Origin of the sequence: Aeromonas dhakensis, assembly GCF_000820305.1 — a bacterium.
In the GTDB taxonomy this organism is placed as follows: Bacteria; Pseudomonadota; Gammaproteobacteria; order Enterobacterales; family Aeromonadaceae; genus Aeromonas; species Aeromonas dhakensis.
In genome coordinates this window covers 260,309-286,546 of sequence record NZ_CDBH01000064.1, presented here as the reverse complement: position 1 = coordinate 286,546, position 26,238 = coordinate 260,309, and the positions used below count along the sequence as shown (strand labels likewise).

Sequence of the window (26,238 nt, the reverse complement as noted above, 5' to 3'; positions counted from 1 at the left end):
TCACAGTCCGTTATCTCTCACCAAGTCTTCAATATTCGCTGACGAACGTGAGGAGCCTGACTCTCCCCTTCTTGATGGGGTGAGGTCCAGTGCGCTGCAAATATATCATTGGATCAACAAGATATCATTTAACATAAAAAATCGAGTGACGCGGTTATATTACAGCAGACCATCCAGGGCGTGATCCGAGAACTTGTGAGCATCGTCGAAATACTCCTGCAAGGTACGGATGTCCTTGTGGCGGGTGACCTCGATGATCTTGTTCATCGGTTTGCCGGCAGTGACCGCCGAGGTGATAAAGCCGCGGCGCAGACTGTGGCCGCTGACCTGGAGGTCATCGATGGCCTGACCGGTGCGCCGTTTGATCATCAGGTTGATGCCTTGCGGGCCGAGCGGTTCCTGGGTGAGCTGGCCCCAACGATTCATGCGGCGAAACAGGGCGCCCTCGCTAATCCTGCTCTGCTTTAGCCAGCGTGCCAGTGCCGACACCGGACAATATTGTTTGCCGGGCACCAGGGCGATCTCCGTTTCATGCAGCTGATGTTTGCTGGGCTTGAGCCGAAGGCGGATCCCCTGGCCCACAAAATCGAGATCATCCACCTCAATTCTTGCGGCCTCCGAGCGTCGCAAGGCGCCGCTGAACATCAGCAACAACAGGGTGTAATCCCGCAGTCCCGCCAGATTGCCGGTGTCGATTTCGTCAAGCACACAGGCCAGCGGTTGCAGGGTCAGCGCCCCCGTTTTACGTTTGCGGTTGTCACCGAGCCGCACTATGCCCCGCATCATCTCCTTTATCTCCGCATGCTCGGTCGGCATGGGGTGGATCCCCTTCTGCTTGAAGGCATAACGGATGCCGGCGAGCCGTCTTACCAGGGTGGCTGGCTTGCGGGGATCGCCGTTGCGAAGCTCCCCCTTCCCCTCTTCCTTGTCCAGCCAGACCCAGTCGGCCAGGATACCGTCGGCCTGATCCGCCAGAAAGTTCATGATGTCATGATGGGTAGTCTGCAGCGGATCGAGCCCATGCAGCTGGCACCAGAACACGAAGATACGGGTATCGGCCTGGTAGGCATTGAGGGTGGAGTCGGCTTTGGCGCTGCGCAGGAAGCGTCTGGCCCGGCTGTTCAGCTGAGGATCGAAGACGCTCTGCAAGGGCTGCTGAACTGGGTTTGAAATGCGTGGGTAGTTCACTTAACTCTATGATTAATGCGGAGTTTCGTTGGATCTTACAGGATCTTGCAGATCTATCAAGTATCGATAATGAATATTATCGATACTTATGAAGAGTACTTTTAACCCGATTCACCCCCTCATTTATTCCTCAAGCACACTGTTCTTCTTGCTTCGTTTTATCAGGGTTGAGGGTTTTACCTCATCAGCATCCACCACAAAAAGTGAGAGATAACGAACAACTATGGTCGTTTTTGGATGGGCCATGATAGTGCTGATTGTCATAGTAAAACGCCCCGCATAGCGGGGCGTTGTTTGTTATCGCTTTGCCAACTTGAACAACTCGAAGAAGTTGTGACTGGTCGCTTGGGCCAATTCGGCCAGCGGCATTTGCCGCAGATCCGCGATGAACTGGGCCACGTCGCGCACGAAGGCCGGCTCGTTCTCCCTGCCCCGGTGCGGAACCGGCGCCAGATAGGGAGAGTCGGTTTCAACCAGCAGTCGTTCCAGTGGCAGCGCCTTGACTACAGATTGCAGCGCAGCCGCATTTTTGAAAGTGGCGATGCCGGAGATGGAAATATAAAAGCCCATCGCCATGGCCGCCTCAGCCATTTCAAGCGACTCGGTGAAGCAGTGCAGCACCCCGCCGACCTGCTCGGCCCCCTCTTCGCGCATGATCTGCAGGGTATCCTGCTGGGCATCGCGGGTGTGGATGATGAGGGGCTTGTTCAGGGCGCGGGCCACCCGGATATGCTCGCGGAAGGAAGCCTGCTGTACTTCCTTGTTCTCCGGCGAATAGAAGTAGTCGAGCCCGGTCTCGCCGATGGCTACCACCCTTTCATCCGCCGCCTGGGCCAACAACAAATCGGCATCGACGCCAGGCTCCTGGTTGAGAGGGTGCACGCCGCAGGAGGCAAACACCTGAGGGTAAGGGGCGATCGCCTCCAGCATGGTCGGGAACTGTGCCTGGGTCACACTCACACAGAGAAAATATCCCACGTCCTGCCTGGCCGCCTTGGCCAGCACATCGGCCATGTCGGTCTGCTTGCTGCCATAACTCAGACGATCGAGATGGCAATGGGAATCAACGAGTAACATACAAAACCTTTTTGGATCTATAACCAGCGAGTGAGCCAGTTCATCAAATGAATGGTGGGGTTGGAGAGCTGCCCGGGCTGGCAGGCCGCCTTGAGCCCAACGAGCTGCTGCTCCGCCTCCAGCAGCTTTTCACTGGAGTGACGCTCCGCCAGTTGTTGACTGAGCGCGGCCAGATCCGGCATGGCCAGCTGGTGATGGCCACAGCCGGCCTGCGTCTTGAGCGCATCGCACATGAACAGCTGTACCCAGTGCAGTCTGACCTGGGTATCGCTCGCCAGCAGGCTGCACACATGGTTGGTCCGGGTGGGGGTTTGCGAGAGGGCGAGAAAACTCTCAAGCAGATCACGGCGATCCGTGTCCTGCTGCTGCATCAAGTAATCCAGCACTCGCAGCGGTGCCCCCTGGCAGATCCGCACCTGAGCCTGGGTGGCCTGATGACCCTGCTCGGCGAGCCAGGCCAGAGTCTCCCCTTCCGCCGGCAACTGGCAGACATGCTTGTGGCAACGGCTGAGAATGGTGGGCAGCAGGCGGGAAACCTGGGAGGCGATCAGCAGCAGCAAGCTGTCGCCGGCCGGCTCCTCCAGGGTTTTGAGCAGGGCGTTGGCGGCCGATTCGGTCATGCGCTCCGCATCCGGGATGATCACCACCTTGCCGCGGCCAAGCTGGGCCGAATTCTGCAGGCGCGTACAGATCTCGCGGATGGCCTCGACCCCTATGGTCTTGCCCTCAGTGGTGAGAGTGCCCAGATCCGGGTGATGACCCTTTTCAAACAGCTGGCAGGAGTGGCAATGACCGCAAGGCTCGCCCCGATCAGGCTGATGGCACAGGTGCAGGCGGGCCAGCTGCTGTGCAAGTTGCTCCTTGCCAAGACCGGGATCACCCAGCAGCAGCCAGGCATGCCCCAGCCGGCCGGCGGCGGCAGTCTGACTCAAGGCATGCCAGTCCGGGATCAACCAAGGATACATGAGGGTTCGTCTTTCAGGTAGTGGGCCAATGCAGCCTCGATGGCTGCCTTGACCTGCTCCGGCGCTTGGCCGGCGTCGATCACCTTGACTGACGCATCGGCGGCAGCCAGTTCCAGATAACGCTGGCGGGTACGCTCGAAGAAGCTGAGCTGCTCAAGCTCGATCCGGTCCAGCTCACCGCGATGGCGAGCCCGTTGCAGGCCGATAGCGGGATCGATGTCGAGATAGAGGGTCAGATCCGGCTTGAAGTCGCCGAGCACGGCCCGCTTGATGGCGCCGATGAGGTTGGCATCGATGCCACGGCCACCGCCCTGGTAGGCTTGGGAGGAGAGATCGTGGCGATCGCCCACTACCCAGACGCCGTCAGCCAGCGCCGGCTTGATGCGGGTCTCGACCAGTTGCACCCGGGAAGCGTACATCAGCAGCAGTTCGGCTTCGATGGTGAGCCGCTCGTCGTGCACCTCCTTGACGATGGCCCGCATCCGTTCCGCCAGCGGCGTGCCGCCCGGCTCACGGGTACACTCGATCCGCGCCACGCCGCGGGCATGCAGATAGTCGGTCACGTAGCGCACCGCGGAGCTCTTCCCCGCACCTTCCAGTCCTTCAATCACGATAAATTTAGACATTAGGGTTTCTTCAAAATGTATTCACGCACCGCTCGATTGTGTTCATCGAGGGTCTTGGAAAAATAGTGGGCCCCGCCCCCCTTGGCGACGAAATAGAGATAGTCGGTCGACAGGGGATTGAGTGCCGCTTCGATGGAGGCCTTGCCCGGCATGGCGATGGGGGTGGGCGGCAAGCCGTCGATCACATAGGTGTTGTAGGGGTTCACATCGGTCAGGTCGCTGCGGCGGATATTGCCGTCATACCTGTCCTTCACCCCGTAGATGACGGTGGGATCAGTCTGCAGCTTCATGCCAAGGCGCAGACGATTGACAAACACCGAGGCGATCCGCGCCCGCTCTTCCGGCATCCCCGTCTCTTTTTCGATGATCGAGGCCATGATCAGCGCCTCATAGGGAGTCTTGTAGGGCAGATTGGCCTGACGCTTCTCCCAGCTTTGCTGCAGGAAGGTCTCCATGTCCTGATGGGCACGGCGCAAAATGGAGAGATCGCTGGCATGAGTGGTATAGGCGTAGGTCTCCGGCAGGAACCACCCCTCCAGCTTGCCGTTTTCGATGCCAAGCTCCTGAGCCAGATCGGTCTCGGGCAACTCGACAGTCAGCCGCTCCAGATAGGGGGCGCTGGCCAGCTGCTTCAACCAATCCTCGAAACGGGATCCTTCGACGAAGGTCAGGCTGAAGTGAAACTCCTTGCCGGAAGCAAACAGGGAGAGGGTATCCTTGAGCGGTGCCCCTTCCTTGATCTCATAGGTACCGGACTTGATGGCAACCAGCTCGGGATGACCGCGCAACCAGAGCCGCACCGCCCAGGGGCTGGTTTCCCCCTCCCCCAGTTCGGCGATCAGACGCGCCGCATGGGCTCCCTTCTCGACGGTAAAGAGACGGGTCGGTCCCTTGTTGGTGAGCGTCTCCACCTGTTGCCACTTGTAATGTACATAGCCCCCGGCAGCGGCGACAGTCAGCGCCGCGCCCGCGAGCAGGGTGTAAAGCCGATTAAACTTCAATGACCAAACGCTCCTGTAAACGGCGGATCAATTCCTGACTGGCATATTGGGTCTCCCCGATGCCGGTGACCGGCACTATGCCCATCAGGGTATTGGTCAGCCATACCTCTTCGGCCTGCCACAGTGACTCCAGCGGAGCCTCCACGACACGCAGTTCAATGCTCATCTGTTTTAGCATTGCCATCACATGGCGCCGCATGATGCCGTCTATGCCGCAGTGGGAGAGATCCGGCGTAAACACCGTTCTGCCACGGCGCCAAAACAGATTGGCACTGACCCCTTCTACCAGAAATCCCCGACTGTTCAAGACTATACCTTCGACCCCGGAACGAGCCGCAAGTTCGCTTTTCAGCAGCACCTGCTCCAGCCGGTTGAGGGTCTTGAGGCCTGCCAGCATGGGAGCATCCCCCAATCGCTGCCGGCATACCAAGAGTGGAATGCCATCTTGTTGCCATGTCGGGTAGTGGGCCGGGTAAGCGGCCAGCGACAGGATCCGGGTCGGCGCATGGCAGGCAGTGCCATCATAGCCCCGGCCACCGCTGCCGCGGGTCAACATCACCTTGATCACCGCCAGCGCTTGATCGCGGGCCAATTGGGCCACTTCATCGCCAAGTTGTTGCCAGTCCAGCTCGGCAAGGCCGAGTCTGGCGCTCGCTTGCTGCAACCTTGCCAGGTGTGCCGGCCACCAGACGGGTCGGCCATCCTTGACCAACAGGGTGGTGAAATGACCATCCCCATAGGCCAGACCACGATCCATGGCGGACACGCTGTCTGTCGGTATTCCATTGATCAGCAAAAGGATCCCTCCGATAAAAAAGGCCCGATACTGACGTATCGGGCCCATACTATCCGCCCAGGGCGAATTATACGCGTTTGAAGATCAGTGAGCCATTGGTGCCGCCAAAACCGAAGGAATTGGAGAGGGCATATTCGAAGTTGCCGGCCTTGGCAACATGAGGCACCAGATCCAGGTCGCACTCATCATCCGGGTTGTCCAGGTTGATGGTGGGCGGCGCCATCTGATCGCGCAGCGCCAGTACCGTGATGATCGCCTCGATGGCGCCGGCGGCACCCAGCAGGTGACCGGTCATCGATTTGGTGGAACTGACCATCAGGGATTTGGCATGTTCGCCAAATACGGCCTTCATGCCGCGCAGCTCGGCGACGTCACCCAGCGGGGTGGAGGTGCCGTGGGCGTTGATGTAGCCCACCTGCTCGGGGGCGATACCGGCATCCTTGATGGCATTTTGCATGGCGCGTGCGCCACCGTTGCCGTCAGCGGGAGGCGCCGTCATGTGGTAGGCATCGCCGCTCATGCCAAAGCCGACCAGCTCGGCATAGATCTTGGCACCACGGGCCTTGGCGTGTTCGTACTCTTCCAGCACCAGCACCCCGGCGCCATCACCCAGCACGAAACCGTCGCGATCTTTATCCCACGGACGGCTGGCCTTGGTGGGCTCGTCGTTGCGGTTGGAGAGCGCCTTGGCGGCGGCAAAACCGCCCATCCCCATCGGGGTGGATGCTTTCTCGGCGCCGCCGGCGACCATCACGTCCGCATCGCCGTAGGCAATCATGCGACCGGCCATGCCGATGGCATGGGTGCCTGTGGTACAGGCGGTGGTGACGGCGATGTTGGGGCCCTGCAGGCCTCTCATGATGGAGAGATGACCGGACACCATATTGATGATGGTGGATGGTACGAAGAAGGGGCTCAGCTTGCGGGGACCGCCGTTGACCAGGCTGCTGTGGTTCTGCTCAATCAGACCCAGACCACCGATGCCGGAACCGATCGCCACACCGACGCGCTCGGCATTCTCCTCGTTGATGACGAGACCGGCATCATCCAGCGCCTGCACGCCTGCGGCGATGCCGTACTGGATGAAGAGATCCATCTTGCGAGCTTCTTTGCGGTTGATACCGTACTGCTCGGGATCGAAATCCTTGACTTGGCCTGCGAAGCGGGTCGCAAACTCGCTGGCGTCAAAGTGTTCGATGGGAGAAATGCCGCTCTGCCCGTTGAGCAGGGCTTGCCAGCTGGATTCGGCAGTGTTGCCTACCGGGGAAAGCATCCCCAAGCCGGTCACCACGACTCTGCGTTTTGACACTGAGGTAGTCTCCGAGAGGTGTTTTGAAAAGGAGTAAACATAAAAGAAGCGGCCCTTGGGCCGCTTCTTTCAGAACAGGAACTTATTCCTGATTAGCGGTGATGTAGTCGATAGCCGCTTGAACAGTGGTGATCTTCTCGGCTTCTTCATCAGGAATTTCGGTATCGAATTCTTCTTCCAGCGCCATTACCAGTTCAACGGTATCCAAAGAGTCAGCGCCCAGGTCGTCGACGAAGGAGGCAGCGTTCTTAACGTCTTCTTCTTTAACACCCAGTTGTTCGATGATGATTTTCTTTACGCGTTCTTCGATGTTGCTCATGACCTGAATTTTCCTTTAAAAATACGCTATTGCGTCTGGTTGGGGTAGTTTATTCAATTGACGTGAGTTTGCAAGTAGCTTGCCGCTGGTCAAACCACGAAATTCGCCAAACTTCGGCGTACTATCGCAAATTTGAACAGATCTCACGACAAATTGATTACACCATGTACATCCCGCCATTAACATGCAGGGTTTCGCCAGTGATGTAGGCGGCATCATCCGATGCCAAGAATACCACAGCAGCGGCAATTTCTTTTGGATCGCCCAGACGAGCGGCAGGTACCTGGCTCATGATGCCGGCACGCTGCTCTTCATTGAGCGCCTTGGTCATATCGGTCTCGATGAAACCGGGGGCAACCGCGTTCACGGTAATACCGCGGGAGGCCACTTCACGGGCCAGCGACTTGGTGAACCCCACCAGACCCGCCTTGGCGGCCGCGTAGTTGACCTGACCGGCGTTGCCCATGGTGCCGACCACGGAACCGATGCTGATGATGCGGCCATTGCGCTTCTTCATCATGGCGCGCAGCACCGGCTTGCTCAGACGGTACAGGGAGGTGAGGTTGGTGTCGATGATCTCGTTCCACTCATCATCCTTCATCCGCATCAGCAGGTTGTCACGGGTGATCCCTGCGTTGTTGATCAGGATGTCGATGTCGCCAAAACGCGCCTTGATGGCGGCAAAGACGGCTTCGATGGATTCCTGGCTGGTCACGTTCAGCGCCATGCCGCAACCCTGTTCACCCAGATAGGCGCTGATTGCCTCGGCGCCGCTCTCGCTGGTCGCCGTGCCGACTACCTTGGCGCCACGGGCCGCAAAAGTTTCAGCAATCGCACGGCCGATGCCACGACTGGCACCGGTCACCAACACAACCTTATCGGTAAAGCTCATTCATTGCTCCTGTTTACTTGATCTGGGCCAGCGCCTGCTCGAAAGAGGCGGCATCGTTGGCATGAATACCTTCCACGCGCTTGTCGATGCGCTTGGCGAGCCCGGTCAGTACCTTGCCCGGTCCCATTTCGATCTCGAGGGTGACCCCTTCGTTGGCCATCCGCTCGACAGTCTCGGTCCAACGAACCGGGCTGAACAGCTGACGCACCAATGCCTGCTTGATGGCGGCCGGATCCTGCTCACAGGATACGTCGACATTATTGATGACGGCGATGGCAGGAACCTTGATCTCGATCCCGTCCAGCGCAGCTGCCAGTTTTTCTGCGGCAGGTTTCATCAGAGCGCAGTGGGAGGGCACGGAGACCGGCAGCGGCAGCGCACGCTTGGCACCGGACTCTTTCATCAGCACGTTGGCGCGCTCGACGGCCTCTTTGTGACCGGCGATGACCACCTGGCCCGGGGAGTTGAAGTTGACCGGAGAGACCACCTGCCCTTCAGCCGCTTTCTCGCAGTTGGCGGCGATGGAGTCGTTGTCCAGGCCGATGATGGCGGCCATGGCACCGGTGCCTTCCGGCACGGCTTCCTGCATGGCCAGACCACGCAGCTCAACCAGTTTGACCGCATCGGTAAAGGCCAGCGCGCCGCTGCAGACCAGGGCTGAATACTCACCCAGACTATGGCCTGCCATCACAGCGGGGGTTGCCCCACCCTGCTGTTGCCACAGGCGCCACAGCGCGACAGAAGCGGTCAGCAGCGCAGGTTGGGTGCGCCAGGTCTTGTTCAGCTCTTCGGCCGGACCTTCCATGACCAGGGCAAACAGGTCATAACCCAGCACCTGGCTCGCCTCGGCGAAGGTCTCCTTGATCACGGCATGTTGTTCGGCCAGCTCGGCCAGCATGCCGACGGTTTGGGAGCCCTGTCCCGGGAAGGCAATGGCAAATTGGGTCATCATTGATTCCTTTAAATAAGAGAAAAATGAGAACGGCAGGATGAGACGCTCGTCCCACCCCGCTGACGATCAGAGGCGAACTAGCGCCGAGCCCCAGGCAAAACCGCCGCCGAAGGCTTCCAGCAAGACCAGCTGGCCCGGTTTGATCCGGCCGTCACGCACCCCTTCATCGAAGGCGATGGGCACGGAGGCGGCAGAGGTGTTGCCGTGTTTGTCGAGGGTCAGCACCACCTTGTCCAGCCCCATGCCAAGCTTCTTGGCGGTGGCGCTGATGATGCGGAAGTTGGCCTGATGGGGCACCAGCCAGTCCAGCTCGCTCGGCTCGATGCCGGCGGCGGCCAGGGTCTCGGTGACGATCTCGCTCAGACGGGTGACCGCGACTTTGAAGACATCATTGCCCTTCATGTACATGTAGGCTTCGAGCTCGGCCCCCGGCATGCCGCGACGAGGCTGCGGCAGCTTGAGCAGCTCGCCATAACGGCCATCGGCATGCAGATGGGTGGAGAGGATGCCTGGGGTGTCGCTCGCACCGATCACCACGGCCCCTGCCCCATCCCCGAACAGGATGATGGTGCCACGATCCTCGGGATCGCACATGCGCGACAGCACATCGGCGCCGACGACCAGCACGTGGCGGGCGGCACCGGATTTGACGAACTGATCGGCAATGGAGAGCGCGTAGGTAAAGCCGGCGCAGGCGGCCGCCACGTCGAAGGCCGGGATCCCTTGCACCCCGAGCAGCCCCTGCAGCTCACAGGCGGCGGCCGGAAAGGCGTTTTCGGCGCTGGTGGTGGCCAGCACTATCATGTCGAGATCGGCGGCAGTCAGACCTGCGGCCTCCAGCGCGCGCAGGGCTGCCTGGTGAGACAGGGTTGCAACGGTTTCATCGGCACCGGCAATGCGGCGTTCACGGATCCCGGTACGCTCCACAATCCACTCGTCACTGGTCTCTACCATCTGTTCGAGGTCGGCGTTGGTGCGTACTGAGTGCGGCAGATAGCTGCCAGTACCCAAAATTTTGCTATGCATAGAGTTCTTATAGATCCCTGTCGGAAAAGACAGATTCAAGGCGATCTGCGATTCGCAATGGAAGTTGATGCTTGGCCTCTTGCGCGGCCAGCAGGATCGCGTTACACAGGGCACGCCGTTCGGCACGCCCATGGCTTTTTACCACAATGCCGCGCAATCCTAACAGACTTGCACCGTTATACTGGTCGGGGTTCAGGTAAGAAAAACGTCGTTTGAACATAAATTCGGCGATACGACCAAGAAAACTGCGTTTCTTGCGGGGATATCCGGCTAGTTGGGCCATCATCCGTACCACCCCCTCTGCCGTCTTGAGGGCGACGTTGCCGACAAAACCGTCGCAGACGATCACGTCACAATCGCCGCTAAAAATTCGATCCCCTTCGACAAAGCCGACAAAGTTGAGCGCCTGGCACTGGCGCAGCAGTTCGGCACTGTGGCGCACCAGATCGTTCCCCTTGATCTCCTCCTCCCCCACGTTGAGCAGGGCCACCCTGGGAGTGGCAATCCCCTCCACCTTTTCAGCCACCACTGAGCCCATCACGGCAAACTGCAGCAGGGTGTCGGCATCGCAGCTGACGTTGGCACCGAGATCCAGCATCACGGTGCGTTTGCCAGACAGGGTGGGCAGCGCCTTGATGAGGGCGGGTCGGTCGACGCCGGGCAGGGATTTGAGCACGCATTTGGCCATGGCCATCAGTGCACCTGTGTTGCCGGCGCTGACGCAGGCATCGGCCTCGCCGCTCTTGACCAGATTGAGTACGACTCGCATGGAGGAGTCTTTCAGGGTGCGCAGTGCCACGATCGGTTTGTCGCCCATCCCAACGACCTGGGAGGCATGTACAAAACGGACACGAGGGTGATTGAGCAAGCCATGTTGCTGCAGGAGGGGTATGGTCTGGTGCTGGTCACCGACCAGGATCAATTTCAGCTGGGGTAAAAGAGACAGTGCCTGCACGGCGGCAGGCACTGTTTCCGAGGGGCCAACATCTCCCCCCATGATGTCTAGCGCGACAGTTTGCGTAGACAAAGGCAATCCTTAAGCGATTACCTTTTTACCGCGGTAGAAACCATCGGCAGTCACGTGGTGACGACGATGGATTTCGCCACTGGTCTGATCAACAGTCAGGGCAGCGGTGGTCAGCGCATCGTGGGAACGACGCATGCCACGCTTGGCACGGGTTTTACGGTTCTGTTGTACGGCCATTGTAGGCTAACTCCTAAATTCACTTACGTTTAAGCTCTTCAAGAACTGCAAAGGGATTCGGCCGCTCATCAGCAGGTTCGATTTCACCCCAGGTCATCTCCATGTTACCGCGCGGGCAAGCATCCATGGGATGCATGGCCACCTGCGGTAACGAGAGGATGAGTTCATCCTCCAGGATTTGATGAAGATCCATCTCGCCGTTTTCGTCCAACTCAATGGGCTCATAAGCTTCCGGCAGTTCTTCCTCGTTTGTTCTTTCGAACAGCGGAGTGTAGATAAATTCAGCTTCACAGAGATGCTCGAATGTCTCCCCACAACGCTGGCAAACCAGGTCAACCTTGGCATGGGCAGTGCCTTTCATAACGGTCAACTTCTGGACATCTTTGCCAAAGTGCAGCGATACATCGATATCACTCCGCAAGCCTGCGGTTGATTCCTCCAGCCTGGGCATCTGCGACTTTTCCACTATCCCGACATAATCGAGCAGCTTCGAGGCACTACGGACTGGATCAACCTTTACGGGCAACTTCACCTTTTGCATAGGGCGCGAATATTATAGGTCCAACAACTGATAGTCAAAGGAAAAAGTCCTTACCACCGATGATTTTAACCTCACAACCCCCGCACATGGCGGAACTTGCGCTCACCGGTGCCTGATTATGCCACAAACCTGCGGATCCGACACCGGATCCTGGCCGGATTTGCTGGTGCGTCAGGCCCCAGACAGTTGTCAGACCGTCCCGCCGTCACTTGCTTGTCCAATTCGCCCTGCCTTCCCCACCCTGCTGTAGTCAAGTGGTGGCGCCACAAGCACCATGCTTTCCACCATGTCGCTGATGAAGACAGGCACAGATCTCCACCGGGGCGGCCTCCATCAGGCGGCGAATGGCGCGAAAACTCTGCAGCGCAGCGTCGGCAGCCATGGGATTGACGAGCCAGGCGGGCAGCGTGTCGCCCGGGTTGGTATAGGTTTCGAGACGCACCAGCGTCGTGCCGTTCAGCTGAGGCAGCGCTTCCCAGCGTCCTTCACTGGTGCGGATCCGCACCCGGCCGGGATAAGGCGGCAAAGCATCCGGGGCCGCCCAGACGCTCAGCACCAGGCCGCAATCTGGCAGCCGTTGCAGGCGGGAGTGGGTAATAAGCTCCCGGTCCTGTACGGGCCAGGGGGCAGCGAGGCGGGTATAGACAATATCCTCATCGGGGGCGGGCTTGGCCAACACCCTCACCTCCAGGCTTTGGGGCAGCCACTCCTGATGTCGACCGGTATCACGCAACACCGCGAGCAGCGCCGCAGGGGGCGCTGCCACATACATCTCCAGTCGCAAGGCCAGAAAGGCGCCGGGTGGATGAGGGCGGGTCCACAGCAGTATGCCCTCCTCCCCTGCCTGCAGGTGCCAGCCTTGTCCCCAGACGGGCAGACAGAGCAGCCACAACAACCATGCCCCCAGCTTGTTCATCTCATCGCCCCCGTTACCCCGCTCTTATGCTTATAGCCGTTTTCGGACGGGACAGAGACAGTCAGTGTCACTCCATCAGCCAGATGTAGCCGACGCGCACTGTGTTCTGAGCAAGGCCAGCGCATCGAGCAGGATCACCCGCTTGCGAGCGCGGAGATATTTGCCCGCGCCGCACGATGGCGATACCATCGGCGCCTGCCCGTTTCTGAACCTGGATACCTGATTGTCATGTCGCGCCCCCTGATCCTCGCCTCCACCTCCCGTTACCGCAAAGCATTGCTGGAAAAGCTGGGCCTCTCCTTTGAGTGCGCCGCGCCCGAAGTCGATGAATCTGTGCTGCCCGGTGAAGAGGCACAGGCGCTGGTGGCCCGCCTTGCCCATGCCAAGGCCAACGCCATTGCCGGCCTGCGTGATCAAGGGCTGATCATCGGCTCGGATCAAGTGTGCGTCTGCGATGGCCGGATCCTGGGGAAACCGGGAACGGTCGAACAAGCGGTAGCCCAGCTGATGGCGGCCCAGGGGCGCAGCATCACCTTTTATACCGGCCTGTGCGTACTGGATGCGGCCTCCGGCCGGGTCGAGCAGCTGGTTGAGCCTTTCACCGTCCATTTTCGCCAGCTGGATGAGGGGGCTATCCGCCGTTATGTGGAGGCCGAGCGTCCCCTCGACTGCGCCGGCAGCTTCAAGTGTGAAGGCATGGGTATCGTGCTGTTCAAGGCTCTGGAGGGACGCGATCCCAATGCACTGATCGGCTTGCCGCTGATCGGACTGATCGAACTGCTGGAGCGCCACGGCCTCTCTCTGCCCTGATGAAGGTAGAATGTTGGCAATAAAAAACGGAAGCCTTGGCTTCCGTTTTTTATTGCCTCCCGGTGCTTGTCATCAACCCAGCAGCGCCCTCAGCTCCGCCATGGTATCGACCACCGCCAGCGGATGGTGGGCCTGCAGGCGCCCCCGGTCGTGCACGCCCCAGCTTACGCCGATGCGCGGCATGGCCAGCGCTTCGGCCATCGCCATGTCGTGGATGGAGTCACCTATCATCACCGCCTGTGACGGGATCAGCGCCAGCTCGGTCAGGATCTGGGTCAACATCAGGGGATCAGGCTTGGAGTTGGCCTCATCCGCCCCGCGCGTGACGGCAAAGAGTGACCGCAACCCGGTTTCATCCAGTACCCTGTCCAACCCCCGCCGTGACTTGCCAGTCGCCACCGCCAGCGCAATGCCCTGCTCGTGCCAGCCGTGCAGCAGCTCCCTCGCCCCGGCAAACAGGGGGCTGGGAGTAGCATCGTGCAGATAGTGGTGGCGATAGCGGTCGATCAGAGCATTGGCTCGCTCACCGCCCTGCTCCAGGGAAAACAGCCGGGGGATACCGACCTCCAGACTGAGTCCGATGATCTGATGAGTCTCGGTGGCAGTGGGCACCACCTCGGCACAGTCACGGGCGGCGGCAGCCACGCAGGCCACTATCCGGCCCACCGAGTCCATCAGGGTACCGTCCCAGTCGAAAATGGCGAGCCGGATCTGCGTCATCAGCGCGCCAATCCGTTGAGGAAGGTCTCGAGCTCGGGCGACAGGGGCGCTTCGACCTGCATCTCGCGACCATCGGCCGGATGGGTGAAGGTCAGCCGCCAGGCATGCAAGAAGAGCCGTTTCAGGCCTTGGCTGCGCATTTTCTCGTCAAATGCCGCTTCTCCATACTTGTCGTCACACGCGATGGGGTGGCCGGCATGCAGGGTATGCACCCGGATCTGGTGGGTACGGCCGGTGATCGGGCTGCACTCGACCAGGGTCGCCTCGGCGAATTGACGGGCAATGCGAAACCGGGTTTCAGACGGCTTGCCATCGGCGCTGACCCGCACGACCCGCTCGCCGGATTGCAGATCATTCTTGCGCAGCGGCGCATTGACCACCTTGACGTGGGGTTGCCACTGGCCACGCACCAGCGCCAGGTACTGTTTGCGCATGGTCTTGACCCGCAGCTGCTCGTGCAGACTGCGCAGGGCGCTGCGCTTCTTGGCGACCAGCAGCACACCGGAGGTGTCGCGATCGAGACGATGCACCAGTTCGAGAAAACGGGCTTCCGGGCGCAGGGCGCGCAGTCCTTCGATGACCCCGAAGCTCAGCCCGCTGCCGCCGTGAACGGCCATGCCGGACGGCTTGTTGAGCACGATCATGGCGTCGTCTTCAAACAGGATCTGGCTTTCCAGACGCTGGATGCTGCCGAGGTTGGCCGAGGGCAATTCATTCTTTTCGGCGACCCGCACGGGGGGAACCCGTACCTCGTCGCCGGCACAGAGTTTGTACTCCGGTTTGATGCGCTTTTTGTTGACGCGCACTTCCCCCTTGCGAAGGATGCGATAGATCAGGCTCTTGGGGACGCCCTTTAGCTGAGTCTTGAGAAAATTGTCGATGCGCTGCCCGTCATGCTCAGCTTCGATGGTGAGCAGCTGCACTTGTTGTTGTATCTGTGTCATGGCGCGGATTTTAACACTGCCGACGGCCCTTGGCTGCATGCTTTGTTGAAAAATGGCGCCTTGCTATAAAAGTGATTTAAATGGGATAATAAACAAGGTTTTGTCATTGTGTTCAAGCCTTGTACTAAGTGGCCAAAAATTATGCCACCCAATCCCGAAACACCGTGTATACAAGAACATGACGGTTCCCGGGTGCGAGGTACAGCGCATGGAGAACGCAAACAGAACCGCCTATTTGTCTCCACATCGGTATCCTTTTCATGCCTTCTCGAGAAGGCTGAACCAGAGTGCCCTTAGTTTGCGCCTCATGCATACCCCAACCGGGAGGTTGCCCCAGTATGCTGAAGACCCGAGGCCGGCGCCGGCAGGATCCTGTGGAGGAAATCAAAATGACAAAATAACGAGAACTCAATGAAAAGAATGCTAATCAACGCGACTCAGGAAGAAGAGTTGCGCGTAGCGCTGGTTGACGGACAACAGCTCTACGATCTGGATATTGAAAGTCCGGGACACGAGCAGAAGAAAGCGAACATTTACAAGGGCAAAATCACCCGCGTAGAACCCAGTCTCGAAGCTGCTTTTGTCGACTATGGCGCCGAGCGCCACGGTTTCCTGCCGTTAAAGGAAATCGCCCGCAATTACTTCCCCTCCGGTTACTCCTATCAGGGTCGTCCCAACATCAAAGAAGTGGTCCGCGAAGGCCAGGAAGTCATCGTCCAGATCGACAAGGAAGAGCGTGGCACCAAGGGTGCAGCCCTCACCACCTTCATCAGTCTGGCCGGCAGCTATCTGGTGCTGATGCCGAACAACCCCCGTGCCGGCGGTATCTCCCGTCGCATCGAGGGCGATGAACGGACTGAACTGAAAGAAGCCCTGAGCGGCCTGACCGTGCCGGACGGCATGGGCCTCATCGTGCGTACCGCCGGTGTGGGCAAGTCCCCGGAAGAGCTGGAGTGGGATCTGAACGTTCTGCTCAACCACTGGGACTCCATCCACAAGGCGTCACAGAGCCGCTCCGCGCCGGTGCTGATCCATCAGGAAAGCAACGTCATCGTGCGTGCCATCCGTGATTACCTGCGCCGCGATGTGGGCGAGATCCTGATCGACAACCCGGTCATTTTCGAACGCGCCAAGTCGCACATCGAGCTGGTACGTCCCGATTTCCTCAACCGCGTGAAGCTGTACAAGGGTGAAGTTGCCCTGTTCAACCACTTCCAGATTGAGAGCCAGATCGAGTCTGCCTTCCAGCGTGAAGTGCGCCTGCCCTCCGGCGGCAGCATCGTGATCGATCCGACCGAAGCGCTGACCTCCATCGATATCAACTCCTCCCGCGCCACCAAGGGCGGCGATATCGAAGAGACTGCGCTGCAGACCAACTTGGAAGCGGCCGACGAGATTGCCCGTCAATTGCGTCTGCGTGACCTGGGTGGTCTGATTGTCATCGACTTCATCGACATGACGCCGGTTCGCCATCAGCGCGAAGTGGAAAACCGTCTGCGTGAAGCCGTACATCAGGACCGTGCCCGCATCCAGCTTGGCCGGATCTCCCGTTTCGGTCTGCTGGAGATGTCTCGTCAGCGTCTGCGTCCCTCCCTCAACGAGTCCAGCAGCCATATCTGCCCCCGTTGCCAGGGTCAGGGCGTGATCCGTGACAACGAGTCACTGGCCCTGTCCATCCTGCGTCTCATCGAAGAAGAGGCCATGAAGGACAACACCGAGCAGGTGCATGCTCAGGTGCCGGTCGATGTCGCCGCCTATCTGCTCAACGAGAAGCGCAGCTCCATCGCCAGCCTGGAACAACGCAATGATGTGCGTGTCTACATCATTCCGAACCAGCACCTGGAAACCCCGCACTACGAAGTGACCCGCATCCGTCAGAACGAGATCCCGGAAGCGGCCAGCTACGAGCTGAAAACCGAAATTGCCAAGCCGGTCTACCAGCCCAAACAGGCCCAGACCATCGAGCGCGAGCAGCCCCTGCTGCAAGGCTTCGTCCAGGCACCGCAACCGGCTGCGCCGGCGGCCCCCGCCCCTGTCGCAACCCCGGTTGCCGAAGAGCCGGGCCTGTTCGGCAAGCTGTTCAAGAGCCTCTCCAACCTGTTCGGCGGCAGTGCTGACAGCGCCGAGGTCACCGCGCCTGCCGAGAAACCGGCAACGCGCGAGGCTCGCAAAGAGGACGGTCACCGTCATCAGCGCGATGAATCCCGCAGCCGTGGTCAACGTGGTCGTCGTGACGACAACCGCAGCAGCCGCAACGGCGATGCCGGCGAGAAGCGCGAAGGCGTGACCAGCCGCGAGAACGGCGAAGGCCGCAACCGTCGCCCGCGCAAAGAGCGTGAGCCGCGTCAGGAGCGTGAAGCCCGTGGTGACGTGCGCGAACAGCGCATGGAACGTGAACCTCGCGAGGCGCGTGAGCCGCGTCAGGAGCGCGAACCCCGTGCCCCGCGTCAGGCTCGTGAGCCCCGCGCTCCGCGTGAACCCCGTGCCGAGGTAGTGGTTGACACGCTGGACAGCGTAGAAGCCGTTGCCACCAACGTGGAACAGCGTCAGGAAAAAGAGCAGAAAGTGGCCGAGCGCCGCGAACGCCGCCAACTGCGCAAGCAGATCCGCGTCGATGCGCCTGCCGATGACGCCGCTGTTGCCCACGCTGCCGATGTAGCGCCGGTTGCCGCCGTCGATGCCGTTGACACGACTGAACAGCAGGATGAGCAGGCAGAAGGCCAGCGTCGTTCCCGCCGTACTCCGCGCAATCAGCGTATCGAAGGCCAACGCCGCAAGCGCATCAACGAAGAAGCTCGCAGCCAGCGTGACGATGAAGAGCAGACTGCCGAAGTCGCTGCACCGACTCTGACTGCCGCCGCGCAAGCCGATGCAGCCCAGGTCAAAGTGGAAGAGCCGGCTGTGCCCGTGATCACCATCCCGAGCGCTGAAGCCGTTGCTGCTGCCCTGCAGGCCTCCTCCGCCCTGACCGAGCACGTGGTTGCCGAGGCCGTCGCCGAAGAAGCCAGCGAGCAGGCCGAAGCTGTTGTCGCCGCTGAACCGGTAGCAACCGTCGTCGAAACCGCCCCCGTGGTGGCCGAACCGGTCATTGCTGCTGTTGAAGCCGCGCCTGTTGCAGTGGAAACCGTGGCAGAAGCTGTCGTTGAGGCTGTTGAGACTCCGGTTGTGGAAGCGACCGTAGAAACCGCCCCGGCAGTTGCAGACGTTGTTGCCGCACCGACCGTTGAACCGGTTGCCGCAGTGGCCGAGCCTGTTGTCGCTGCAGAGACTGCCAAGGTTGAACCGGCTGCCAAGCAGGTCAAGCGCGGTGGCAGCCTGCTGGCTGGTGCCCGCAAGGCCTCTGCCCCGATGGCAACTCCGGCCGCCGCTCCTGCCCTGCCGGCACGCGAGCCGGTCGAGTATGCACCCTTGGTGCGCAGCGAAGTGGCCACCTCCGGTCGCCATGGTGGCAGCACTGCCGCCGTCAACGTTGCAACCAGCCCGGCCGGTCGTCCCTGATTGACCCGCTAGCCTGATAAAAGAGCCACATACTGTGTGGCTCTTTTTTTATCTCTCTATCTATGTAGCTCGTATTGACCCAGGAGCAGCGCCTGCAACCCAGTCCATTACCGTCTGCTCATCTTCTTTATGTCACTCTGTGCAAACCGATCCCGTCATGCTTCCCTACCCCACTATCCAGGCTTCATACCGCTGATGCATCCATATACCCCGGTCGTTTTACGACAGCAGAGATGATCATCATGTTGAAACCGCGTTAACACGGCTTGCTCCCCCACTCCAGGCAGCAGTGCAGCTGTGATAGCGGAGCAGAACATTGCTCATGGCGTTGCACACTGTCCATTTCTTCTATCGGATATTCACCAACGCACATTTCTACTCTTTGTCTTTGCCTCGTTACATCATCTGAACTCTGCGGCTTGCGCCGATTGGCCTCCCCACTACTTGAGTGATTGGTCTAACGGGCCACATTTTTGTCGATGTCAAATCCCCTCGCTTTATAGACGGTTTTTTTTGAAGGTCGTGATATGGGCGAGATCAGCAAGGAGTCTTTATACATTGTTTTCAAATATTTCGTTTGATGGCATATAACGAGAGCATTGGCGTCCTCGTCTACTACAAGCTATGGCTAAATGTTTGTTTTGAATACATGAAAAAAGGGCCCTTGGGGCCCTTTTGACAATCAGATGGAACTGGTTCAGCTGAACAGATGGTTGCTGATCAGGAACAGACCACCGGAGAGCAGCATGGTGAGCGGCAGGGTCAGCACCCAGGCCATCAGAATGGTCTTGATGGTCTGGCTCTGCAGACCCGACTTGTTGGCCACCATGGTCCCCGCTACCGCAGAGGAGAGAATATGGGTGGTGGACACCGGCATGCCGGTCAGACTGGCGATACCGATGGAGGCAGCTGCCGTGATCTGGGCTGCAATCCCCTGGCTATAGGTCATGCCGGAGGAGCCGATCTTCTCACCAACTGTGTAGACGATACGACGCCAGCCCACCATGGTACCGCAGCCAAGCGCCAGGGCAATGGAGACGATAACCCAGGTCGGCGCGTATTCGGCGGTCGCAGTCAGATCCTTGCGCCATTTGGCCAGATCGGTCAGCTCCTTGGCCGGCAGCGGCAGCTTGGAAACCTTGCGGGCGGTATCGTCGATGCACAGCAGCAGGCGACGTACTTCACGGCGATCGGTCAGGTCCATCTCTTCATAGGTACGCACCTGGGCAAGACGATTGTCCAGGGTGGCCATGGCCTGCAGTGCACCGGAGGCGGCGCAGTGGATCATCAGCTCTTCCTGGGCCTGGGCCGGCACCTTGAAGTCCACCACCTTGGAAACCTGCTCATGGTTACGCTGATAGATCTCCATGATGCGCTGGTTGGCATCCTGGGTGCGATCCAGATCGTAGGAGCGGCTGTTCATGTCCAGCGCGAAGTAGGCCGGCGCCATGCAGATCAGCACCAGCATCACCAGACCGATACCCTTCTGGCCATCGTTGGAGCCGTGCACGAAGCTGACCCCCATGGCAGAGGCGACCAGCGTGAGGCGAGCCCAGAACGGCGGATGCTTCTTGCCATCCACCAGCAGGCGCTCTTCCGGCGTTTTGTGGATCTTGCTGCCCTGCCAGACACGTTTCATGGCAAACAGCAGTATGGCCGCAATGATGAAACCGACGGTGGGCGAGATGATGAGGGAGAGCATGATGTCGATGGCTTTGCCGACGTTGATGCCTTCCTCCAGCGGTTGATGGTTGATCCAGGCATAGGCGCCGCCTACCCCCAGGATGGAGCCGATCAACGTGTGCGAGCTGGATGCGGGGATCCCGAAGAACCAGGTGCCCAGGTTCCACACGATGGCGGAAAACAGCAGGGAGAACACCATGATCAGACCCTGGGTAGAGTCCATTCCGAGCAGCAGATCGATGGGCAGCAGGTGAACAATGGCATAGGCCACCCCCAACCCGCCCATCATGACCCCAGCAAAGTTGAACAGACCGGAGGCCACCACGGCCGTATGTGCCGGCATCGCCTTGGTATAGATGACTGTTGCTACCGCGTTGGCGGTATCGTGAAAGCCATTGATGAATTCATAGGCCAACACAAAAAAAACGGCCAATACCAAACCGATTGACCACCACAAACCCAAACCACTAAACATTTCAAACATAAAAAACGAACCTGTTTATGAGTTGCGGCGGATTATGCCAGAAGGCTGATAACGCCATACCCGTTGTTGAAATATTTCAGTAAGAAAAAAAAAGAGCATTCAGCCAAAAAATAGCTTAGCGCCAGTCACCATGCGGCTTGTCTTGGATTAATTAAACAGACCTTGCCTGACAAAAACAGTCCCCAAACGGGAACAATTCATCATCTCTGGCCCCTTCCATCTCCCTCCACAGGGCCACGCTGCGTCAATCCTGGACCGACCCAAAAGGGAAAATTGCACAAGGAACCGACAACTTCCCTGCCGACGCAGGTTGCCACCACCATGGATAAGGGCGCCGTTGCGGGCACCCTTCTTTAGCATATTGTCTCTTGTCGACGGCCAAGGATCACGCAGGCCAGATCAGTCCTGGTTGATGCGGCTGGCCACGGCGCCCTGCTGGCTTTTGTACTTGGCGTTTTCCCGCTTGTTGTAGGGGCGCGCCGCCACACCGGAGAGCATCTCGAAGTTCAGCGCACCGATCTTCATCTTGGGGCGCAGCGCCAGCGGCAGCTTGCCGCCGTTGTAGAACTCCAGCACGATGCGGCCGGACCAGCCCGGATCGATGCGGTGTGCGGTCACATGTACCATGAGGCCCAGGCGAGCCAGGGAGGAACGGCCATCGAGCCAGCCGACGATATCCGCCGGCAGGGTGACCGATTCATAAGTGACCGCCAGCGCCAGCTGACCCGGATGCAGATAGAAGGCTTCCCCATCGGGAATGTGGATTTCGTCGCTCATCACCCGATCGATGGCGTCGGCCATCTCGCTGCTCGGCCCGCTCAAGTCGATGTAGGGGGCGGTGTGATCGCGAAACACCCGAAACTCGTTGCCCAGCAGCACGTCGACGCTGACGCCACTGATCCGTTCAATACCGGGTCTTGGCTCAATGACGATCTTGCCTTCATCCAGATGACGTTCGATATCGGTATCACAAAGACGCATTGGGCGACTCTCCTGACAAATTGTTCATTTAAAAAAGCCGGGCATCACCCGGCTTGATATCTCTCAACCAATCAACATATGGCGGATCCGCGCCTTGAGCATGTCAATGGCGATGCGGTTCTTGCCGCCACGGGGCACGATCACGTCCGCATACTGCTTGGAAGGCTCGATAAACTGCAGGAACATGGGACGCACCGTCTTCTGGTACTGCTTGAGCACGGAATCCATGGTCCGGCCGCGTTCCTGCACGTCGCGCACCAAGCGGCGCAGCAGGCAGATGTCGAGCGGGGTATCCATGAAGATGGAGGCATCCATCAGATCGCGCAAGCGGCTGTCGGTCAGCAGCAGGATCCCTTCCAGAATGATCACCCGGCGCGGGGCAAAGGGGGTCACATCGCTCATGCGGGTGTGTTCGGTATAGGAGTACTGGGGAATGTTGACGGCATCCCCCTGCACCAGCTGGCTCAGGTGCTGTACCAGCAGGTCGTGATCCAGTGCATTGGGGTGGTCATAGTTGGTCTTGACCCGCTCTTCCATGGTCAGGTGGGTCTGATCGCGATAGTAGCAATCCTCGGTGATCACGCCAATTTGACCGGCTCCCAGCTCGGCCACCAGCTCTTCATAGATGGTTTGGGCTATAAGACTTTTGCCGGACGCGGATGCACCAGCAATACCGATGATCACACACGAATGTTGAGTATCAGACATTGAAAAATACCTAAAGAGAAGAGCAGTGGGGATTGTTTAAACCGATCCATTATATAAAAAAGGGTGAGCCCTGCCCACCCTCAAATCCACCCCAAACGGCCGACCGCCGATTATTCATCCAGCGCCATGGCATAGAGGGGGGTCGCAATCGGTTTTCCGCTGAAATAGAGTTCAGCGCCCACCCGACGGGCCAGTTTCAGATAGGCCTCTGCCAGCTCCCCTTTCGGTGCGCCGAACACGGTCGGGCAGCCATCGTCCATGTGTTTGCGGATGTCGATGTGCAGTGGCAGCTGACCCAGCAGGGCCACCTGATACTGCTCGGCCATCTTCTGGCCACCGCCGGTACCGAACAGCGCCTCATGATGACCACAGGCGCTGCAGACGTGATAACTCATGTTCTCGACGATGCCGAGCACGGGCACATTGACCTTGTTGAACATGGCCACCCCCTTGCGCGCATCCGCCAGCGCCACATCCTGAGGGGTGGTAACGATCACCGCTGCCGTGGTCGGTACCTGCTGGGCCAGGGTGAGCTGGATGTCACCGGTGCCCGGCGGCATGTCCACCACCAGGTAGTCCACCTCGCCCCAGCGGGTCTCGTGGAGGATCTGGGCCAGCGCCTTGCTCGCCATGGGGCCGCGCCAGATGGTGGCATCCTGCTCGGAGACCAGATAGCCGATGCTGTTGCTCTTGAGGCCACAAGCCATCACCGGCTCCATCAGCTTGCCGTCATGGCTGACGGGACGCTCCTTGAGGGTTCCGGTCATGGTCGGAATGGAGGGACCGTAGATATCCGCATCCAGAATGGCGACCCGCGCCCCCTCTTTTTGCAGTGCCAGCGCCAGGTTGACGGCGGTGGTGGACTTGCCCACCCCGCCCTTGCCGGAGGCGACCACGATAATGTTGCGAATGCCCTGCACCGCCGCCAGCCCCTGCGCCCGCGGCATGCTGGCCACTTCGATCTCGCCTACCCAGTCGATACGGGTCGCGCCGGTGACGCTGCGCAGCCGGGCATCGAAGTCCTGCTGGATCTGCTCGAACAGGGAGTGGCCAGCGAAGGGCAGCACCAGCTTGATGGTGAGCGCCGAACCCTGTTTGTCGATGCTGCGCACGAAGCCGGCAGCCACCAGATCCTTGCCCCACCCTGCCGGCTTAAATTCGGCCAGGCTCTGTTTTACTGAATCAATCACCATTAACTCCTCATTATCTTGTCATTATCTTGAGGTGAACGGTTACCGCACACAAATCAGTGGCTTGCCTGCTTGCCGACCGGCGTGCGCCGGCGGGTTGGACGAGCCACAACCCTAGGCAGGCTACCCCCAATTCGGGTAACATGCACGGCACTCTATCATCCCAACAAGCACATCAAGAACGACTATATGGCAACTGATCCTCGTACAATGCTGGTAACCTGCGCCCTTCCCTATGCCAATGGCTCCATCCATCTTGGCCACATGCTGGAACACATCCAGGCCGATATCTGGGTTCGTTATCAGCGAATGCGCGGTCACCAGGTGCACTTTGTCTGTGCCGACGATGCCCATGGCACCCCGATCATGCTCAAGGCCCAACAGCTGGGGATCACCCCGGAAGAGATGATCGCGGCCGTCTCCCAGGAGCACCAGGCTGACTTCGCCGGGTTCAACATCAGTTTTGACAACTATCACTCCACCCACAGCGACGAGAACCGCGAGCTGGCCGGGCTTATCTACGGCCGTCTGCAGGCCGGCGGCAAGATCAAGAGCCGCACCATCTCCCAGCTGTTCGATCCGGAAAAATCCATGTTCCTGCCGGATCGCTTCGTCAAGGGCACCTGCCCCAAGTGCAAGTCCCCGGAGCAGTATGGCGACAACTGCGACAGCTGTGGCGCCACCTACAGCCCGACCGAACTGATCGATCCGAAATCTGCCGTCTCCGGCGCCACTCCGGTGATGAAGGACTCCGAGCACTTCTTCTTCGACCTGCCGCAGTTTGAAACCTGGCTGGCCGACTGGGTGCGCGGCTCCGGTGCCATTCAGGAAGAGATGGCCAACAAGATGCAGGAGTGGTTCGAAAGCGGCCTGCAGCAGTGGGACATCACCCGTGACGCCCCCTATTTCGGATTCGAAATTCCCGGCGCCCCGGGCAAGTACTTCTACGTCTGGCTGGATGCCCCCATCGGTTACATGGCCTCCTTCAAGAACCTGTGCAACAAGCGCGGTGACATCGATTTCGACAGCTACTGGAAAGCGGACTCCGAGGCCGAGCTCTACCACTTCATCGGCAAGGACATCGCCTACTTCCACTGCCTGTTCTGGCCATCCATGCTGGAAGGCGCGGGCTTCCGCAAGCCGACCAAGGTCAATGTGCACGGTTACGTGACCGTCAACGGCGCCAAGATGTCCAAGTCCAAGGGCACCTTCATCAAGGCCTCCACCTATCTGAACCACCTGGATCCGGAGTGCCTGCGTTACTACTATGCCGCCAAGCTCAACAGCCGCATCGACGATCTGGACTTGAACCTCGAAGACTTCGTGCAGCGCGTCAACGCCGATGTGGTCAACAAGCTGGTCAACCTCGCTTCCCGCAACGCCGGCTTCATCGCCAAGCGCTTCGACGGCAAGCTGGCCGCCACCTGCGCCGAGCCTGAGCTCTACGCCGAGTTTGCCAATGCCCGCACCGCCATCGCCGAGGCCTACGAGAGCCGCGAGTTCAGCCGCGCCATCCGCGAGATCATGGCACTGGCCGACAAGGCCAACCGCTACGTGGACGACAAGGCCCCCTGGGTCATCGCCAAGCAGGAAGGGGCGGATGCCGAGCTGCAAGCGGTCTGCTCCGTCGGCATCAACCTGTTCCGTGTGCTGATGGCCTACCTCAAGCCCGTCATGCCGCTGCTGGCCGAGCGCGCCGAGGCCTTCCTGGCCGAGACCCTCAGCTGGGATGGTATCGCCGCCCCGCTGGTCGACCACACTGTCGCCCCGTTCAAGGCGCTCTTCTCCCGCATCGAGCCGGCCAAGATTGACGCCATGATCGAGGCCTCCAAGGAGGATCTGGCCAAGGAGCAGGCACCGAAAGCCACCGGTCCGCTGGTTGATGACCCCATCAGCGAAACCATCGCCTACGACGATTTTGCCAAGATTGACCTGCGCGTGGCGCTGATCACGAAGGCCGAAGCGGTGCCGGAAGCGGACAAGCTGCTCAAGCTGCAACTGGACATCGGCGGCGAGACCCGTCAGGTGTTTGCCGGCATCAAGTCCGCCTACAACCCGGAAGATCTGGAAGGCAAGCTGACCGTGATGGTGGCCAACCTGGCCCCGCGCAAGATGCGCTTTGGCATGTCCGAAGGCATGGTGCTGGCCGCCGGCCCGGGTGGCAAGGATCTCTGGATCCTGGAGCCGCAGGAAGGGGCCCAGCCTGGCATGCGCGTCAAGTAAACGCTACCGTAGCCGTTAACAATGAGGGAGGCCTGGGGCCTCCCTTTTATTTTCCCTCTTTCCTCCTCCTCTTCTCCCACCGCTTGCGCCGTTTTGCGCTTTGTCTCCCACCTTGGGTGCTTGTTGCTCCCAAGCAATTTGCCTAGACTGGCGATTCACTTCGGGCCCATGGCCCATTCATCAGG

Annotated in this window: 24 protein-coding genes; 3 read left to right on the top strand and 21 right to left on the bottom strand. The window is 59.6% G+C overall.

From position 1 onward, the window contains the following. Positions 1–159 precede the first annotated feature (159 nt). The 15 genes from BN1143_RS19485 to BN1143_RS19415 all read right to left on the bottom strand — a co-directional run bounded on the left by BN1143_RS19485 (position 160) and on the right by BN1143_RS19415 (position 12,812). Positions 160–1,188, bottom strand: a complete 1,029-nt coding sequence (locus BN1143_RS19485) for a site-specific integrase (protein ID WP_082038647.1) — start codon at positions 1,186–1,188, stop codon at positions 160–162. 297 nt (positions 1,189–1,485) lie between these two features. Then, on the bottom strand, positions 1,486–2,265 hold the full coding sequence (locus BN1143_RS19480) for a TatD family hydrolase (protein ID WP_042051799.1): 780 nt from the start codon (positions 2,263–2,265) through the stop codon (positions 1,486–1,488). Between the two features lie 17 nt (positions 2,266–2,282). Next, the gene (gene holB, locus BN1143_RS19475; protein WP_042051798.1) at positions 2,283–3,230 is read right to left on the bottom strand and encodes a DNA polymerase III subunit delta'; all 948 of its coding nucleotides are present in this window, start codon (positions 3,228–3,230) and stop codon (positions 2,283–2,285) included. Beyond that, on the bottom strand, positions 3,215–3,856 hold the full coding sequence (tmk, locus tag BN1143_RS19470; protein WP_042051797.1) for a dTMP kinase: 642 nt from the start codon (positions 3,854–3,856) through the stop codon (positions 3,215–3,217). The genes holB and tmk overlap by 16 nt, the downstream gene beginning before the upstream one ends. Next, positions 3,856–4,857 (bottom strand): endolytic transglycosylase MltG, encoded by a 1,002-nt coding sequence (mltG, locus tag BN1143_RS19465; RefSeq protein WP_005300892.1) that lies wholly within the window; start codon positions 4,855–4,857, stop codon positions 3,856–3,858. Before mltG ends, tmk begins: the two co-directional genes overlap by 1 nt. Further along, entirely contained in the window at positions 4,847–5,701 is an 855-nt protein-coding gene (pabC, locus tag BN1143_RS19460; protein WP_005300895.1) for an aminodeoxychorismate lyase, read from the bottom strand. The genes mltG and pabC overlap by 11 nt, the downstream gene beginning before the upstream one ends. A 19-nt stretch (positions 5,702–5,720) precedes the next feature. Continuing rightward, a complete protein-coding gene (gene fabF / locus BN1143_RS19455) occupies positions 5,721–6,962 on the bottom strand; it encodes a beta-ketoacyl-ACP synthase II (RefSeq protein WP_010633978.1) in 1,242 nt (413 codons plus the stop codon). An 82-nt stretch (positions 6,963–7,044) separates the two neighbouring features. Further along, entirely contained in the window at positions 7,045–7,281 is a 237-nt protein-coding gene (acpP, locus tag BN1143_RS19450) for an acyl carrier protein (RefSeq protein WP_005300909.1), read from the bottom strand. Between the two features lie 157 nt (positions 7,282–7,438). Then, positions 7,439–8,173, bottom strand: a complete 735-nt coding sequence (gene fabG, locus BN1143_RS19445; protein ID WP_005300916.1) for a 3-oxoacyl-ACP reductase FabG — start codon at positions 8,171–8,173, stop codon at positions 7,439–7,441. Positions 8,174–8,186: 13 nt separating this feature from the next. Continuing rightward, positions 8,187–9,122 (bottom strand): ACP S-malonyltransferase, encoded by a 936-nt coding sequence (gene fabD / locus BN1143_RS19440; protein WP_042051795.1) that lies wholly within the window; start codon positions 9,120–9,122, stop codon positions 8,187–8,189. Positions 9,123–9,191: 69 nt separating this feature from the next. Continuing rightward, positions 9,192–10,151: a beta-ketoacyl-ACP synthase III gene (locus BN1143_RS19435; protein ID WP_010633976.1), complete on the bottom strand. Its 960-nt coding sequence runs from the start codon at positions 10,149–10,151 to the stop codon at positions 9,192–9,194. A 7-nt stretch (positions 10,152–10,158) separates the two neighbouring features. Next, complete coding sequence (gene plsX, locus BN1143_RS19430) at positions 10,159–11,178, bottom strand: phosphate acyltransferase PlsX (RefSeq protein WP_042051794.1); 1,020 nt, start codon at positions 11,176–11,178, stop codon at positions 10,159–10,161. A 9-nt stretch (positions 11,179–11,187) separates the two neighbouring features. Beyond that, positions 11,188–11,355, bottom strand: coding sequence for a 50S ribosomal protein L32 (rpmF, locus tag BN1143_RS19425; RefSeq protein ID WP_005300935.1), 168 nt, complete (start codon positions 11,353–11,355; stop codon positions 11,188–11,190). A 19-nt stretch (positions 11,356–11,374) separates the two neighbouring features. Beyond that, positions 11,375–11,896 (bottom strand): 23S rRNA accumulation protein YceD, encoded by a 522-nt coding sequence (gene yceD / locus BN1143_RS19420; RefSeq protein WP_010633974.1) that lies wholly within the window; start codon positions 11,894–11,896, stop codon positions 11,375–11,377. A gap of 250 nt (positions 11,897–12,146) precedes the next feature. After that, positions 12,147–12,812, bottom strand: coding sequence for an START domain-containing protein (locus tag BN1143_RS19415; protein WP_042051792.1), 666 nt, complete (start codon positions 12,810–12,812; stop codon positions 12,147–12,149). Between the two features lie 228 nt (positions 12,813–13,040). Between BN1143_RS19415 and BN1143_RS19410 the strand changes: the two genes are divergently transcribed. After that, positions 13,041–13,622: a Maf family protein gene (locus tag BN1143_RS19410; protein WP_042051790.1), complete on the top strand. Its 582-nt coding sequence runs from the start codon at positions 13,041–13,043 to the stop codon at positions 13,620–13,622. 72 nt (positions 13,623–13,694) lie between these two features. Here BN1143_RS19410 and BN1143_RS19405 read toward each other — a convergent pair whose 3' ends face one another. Beyond that, entirely contained in the window at positions 13,695–14,342 is a 648-nt protein-coding gene (locus BN1143_RS19405; protein ID WP_042051789.1) for an HAD family hydrolase, read from the bottom strand. Beyond that, positions 14,342–15,286: a 23S rRNA pseudouridine(955/2504/2580) synthase RluC gene (gene rluC / locus BN1143_RS19400; RefSeq protein WP_010633970.1), complete on the bottom strand. Its 945-nt coding sequence runs from the start codon at positions 15,284–15,286 to the stop codon at positions 14,342–14,344. Before rluC ends, BN1143_RS19405 begins: the two co-directional genes overlap by 1 nt. 411 nt (positions 15,287–15,697) lie before the next feature. Here rluC and rne point away from each other — a divergent pair, with 411 nt between their 5' ends. Beyond that, positions 15,698–18,784, top strand: a complete 3,087-nt coding sequence (gene rne, locus BN1143_RS19395) for a ribonuclease E (protein ID WP_042051788.1) — start codon at positions 15,698–15,700, stop codon at positions 18,782–18,784. A 697-nt stretch (positions 18,785–19,481) separates the two neighbouring features. Here the strand turns inward: rne and BN1143_RS19390 are convergent. The 4 genes from BN1143_RS19390 to apbC form a co-directional block, all read right to left on the bottom strand. After that, on the bottom strand, positions 19,482–20,951 hold the full coding sequence (locus tag BN1143_RS19390) for an inorganic phosphate transporter (RefSeq protein WP_042051787.1): 1,470 nt from the start codon (positions 20,949–20,951) through the stop codon (positions 19,482–19,484). Positions 20,952–21,350: 399 nt separating this feature from the next. After that, a complete protein-coding gene (gene dcd / locus BN1143_RS19385) occupies positions 21,351–21,932 on the bottom strand; it encodes a dCTP deaminase (RefSeq protein WP_005300960.1) in 582 nt (193 codons plus the stop codon). A 63-nt stretch (positions 21,933–21,995) separates the two neighbouring features. Beyond that, positions 21,996–22,640, bottom strand: a complete 645-nt coding sequence (udk, locus tag BN1143_RS19380; protein ID WP_005300963.1) for a uridine kinase — start codon at positions 22,638–22,640, stop codon at positions 21,996–21,998. Positions 22,641–22,750: 110 nt separating this feature from the next. Continuing rightward, positions 22,751–23,833, bottom strand: coding sequence for an iron-sulfur cluster carrier protein ApbC (gene apbC, locus BN1143_RS19375; protein ID WP_042051784.1), 1,083 nt, complete (start codon positions 23,831–23,833; stop codon positions 22,751–22,753). Between the two features lie 186 nt (positions 23,834–24,019). On the opposite strand from apbC, the gene metG reads away from it, so the two are divergent. Beyond that, on the top strand, positions 24,020–26,053 hold the full coding sequence (gene metG, locus BN1143_RS19370) for a methionine--tRNA ligase (RefSeq protein WP_042051783.1): 2,034 nt from the start codon (positions 24,020–24,022) through the stop codon (positions 26,051–26,053). The last annotated feature ends 185 nt before the right edge of the window (positions 26,054–26,238 follow it).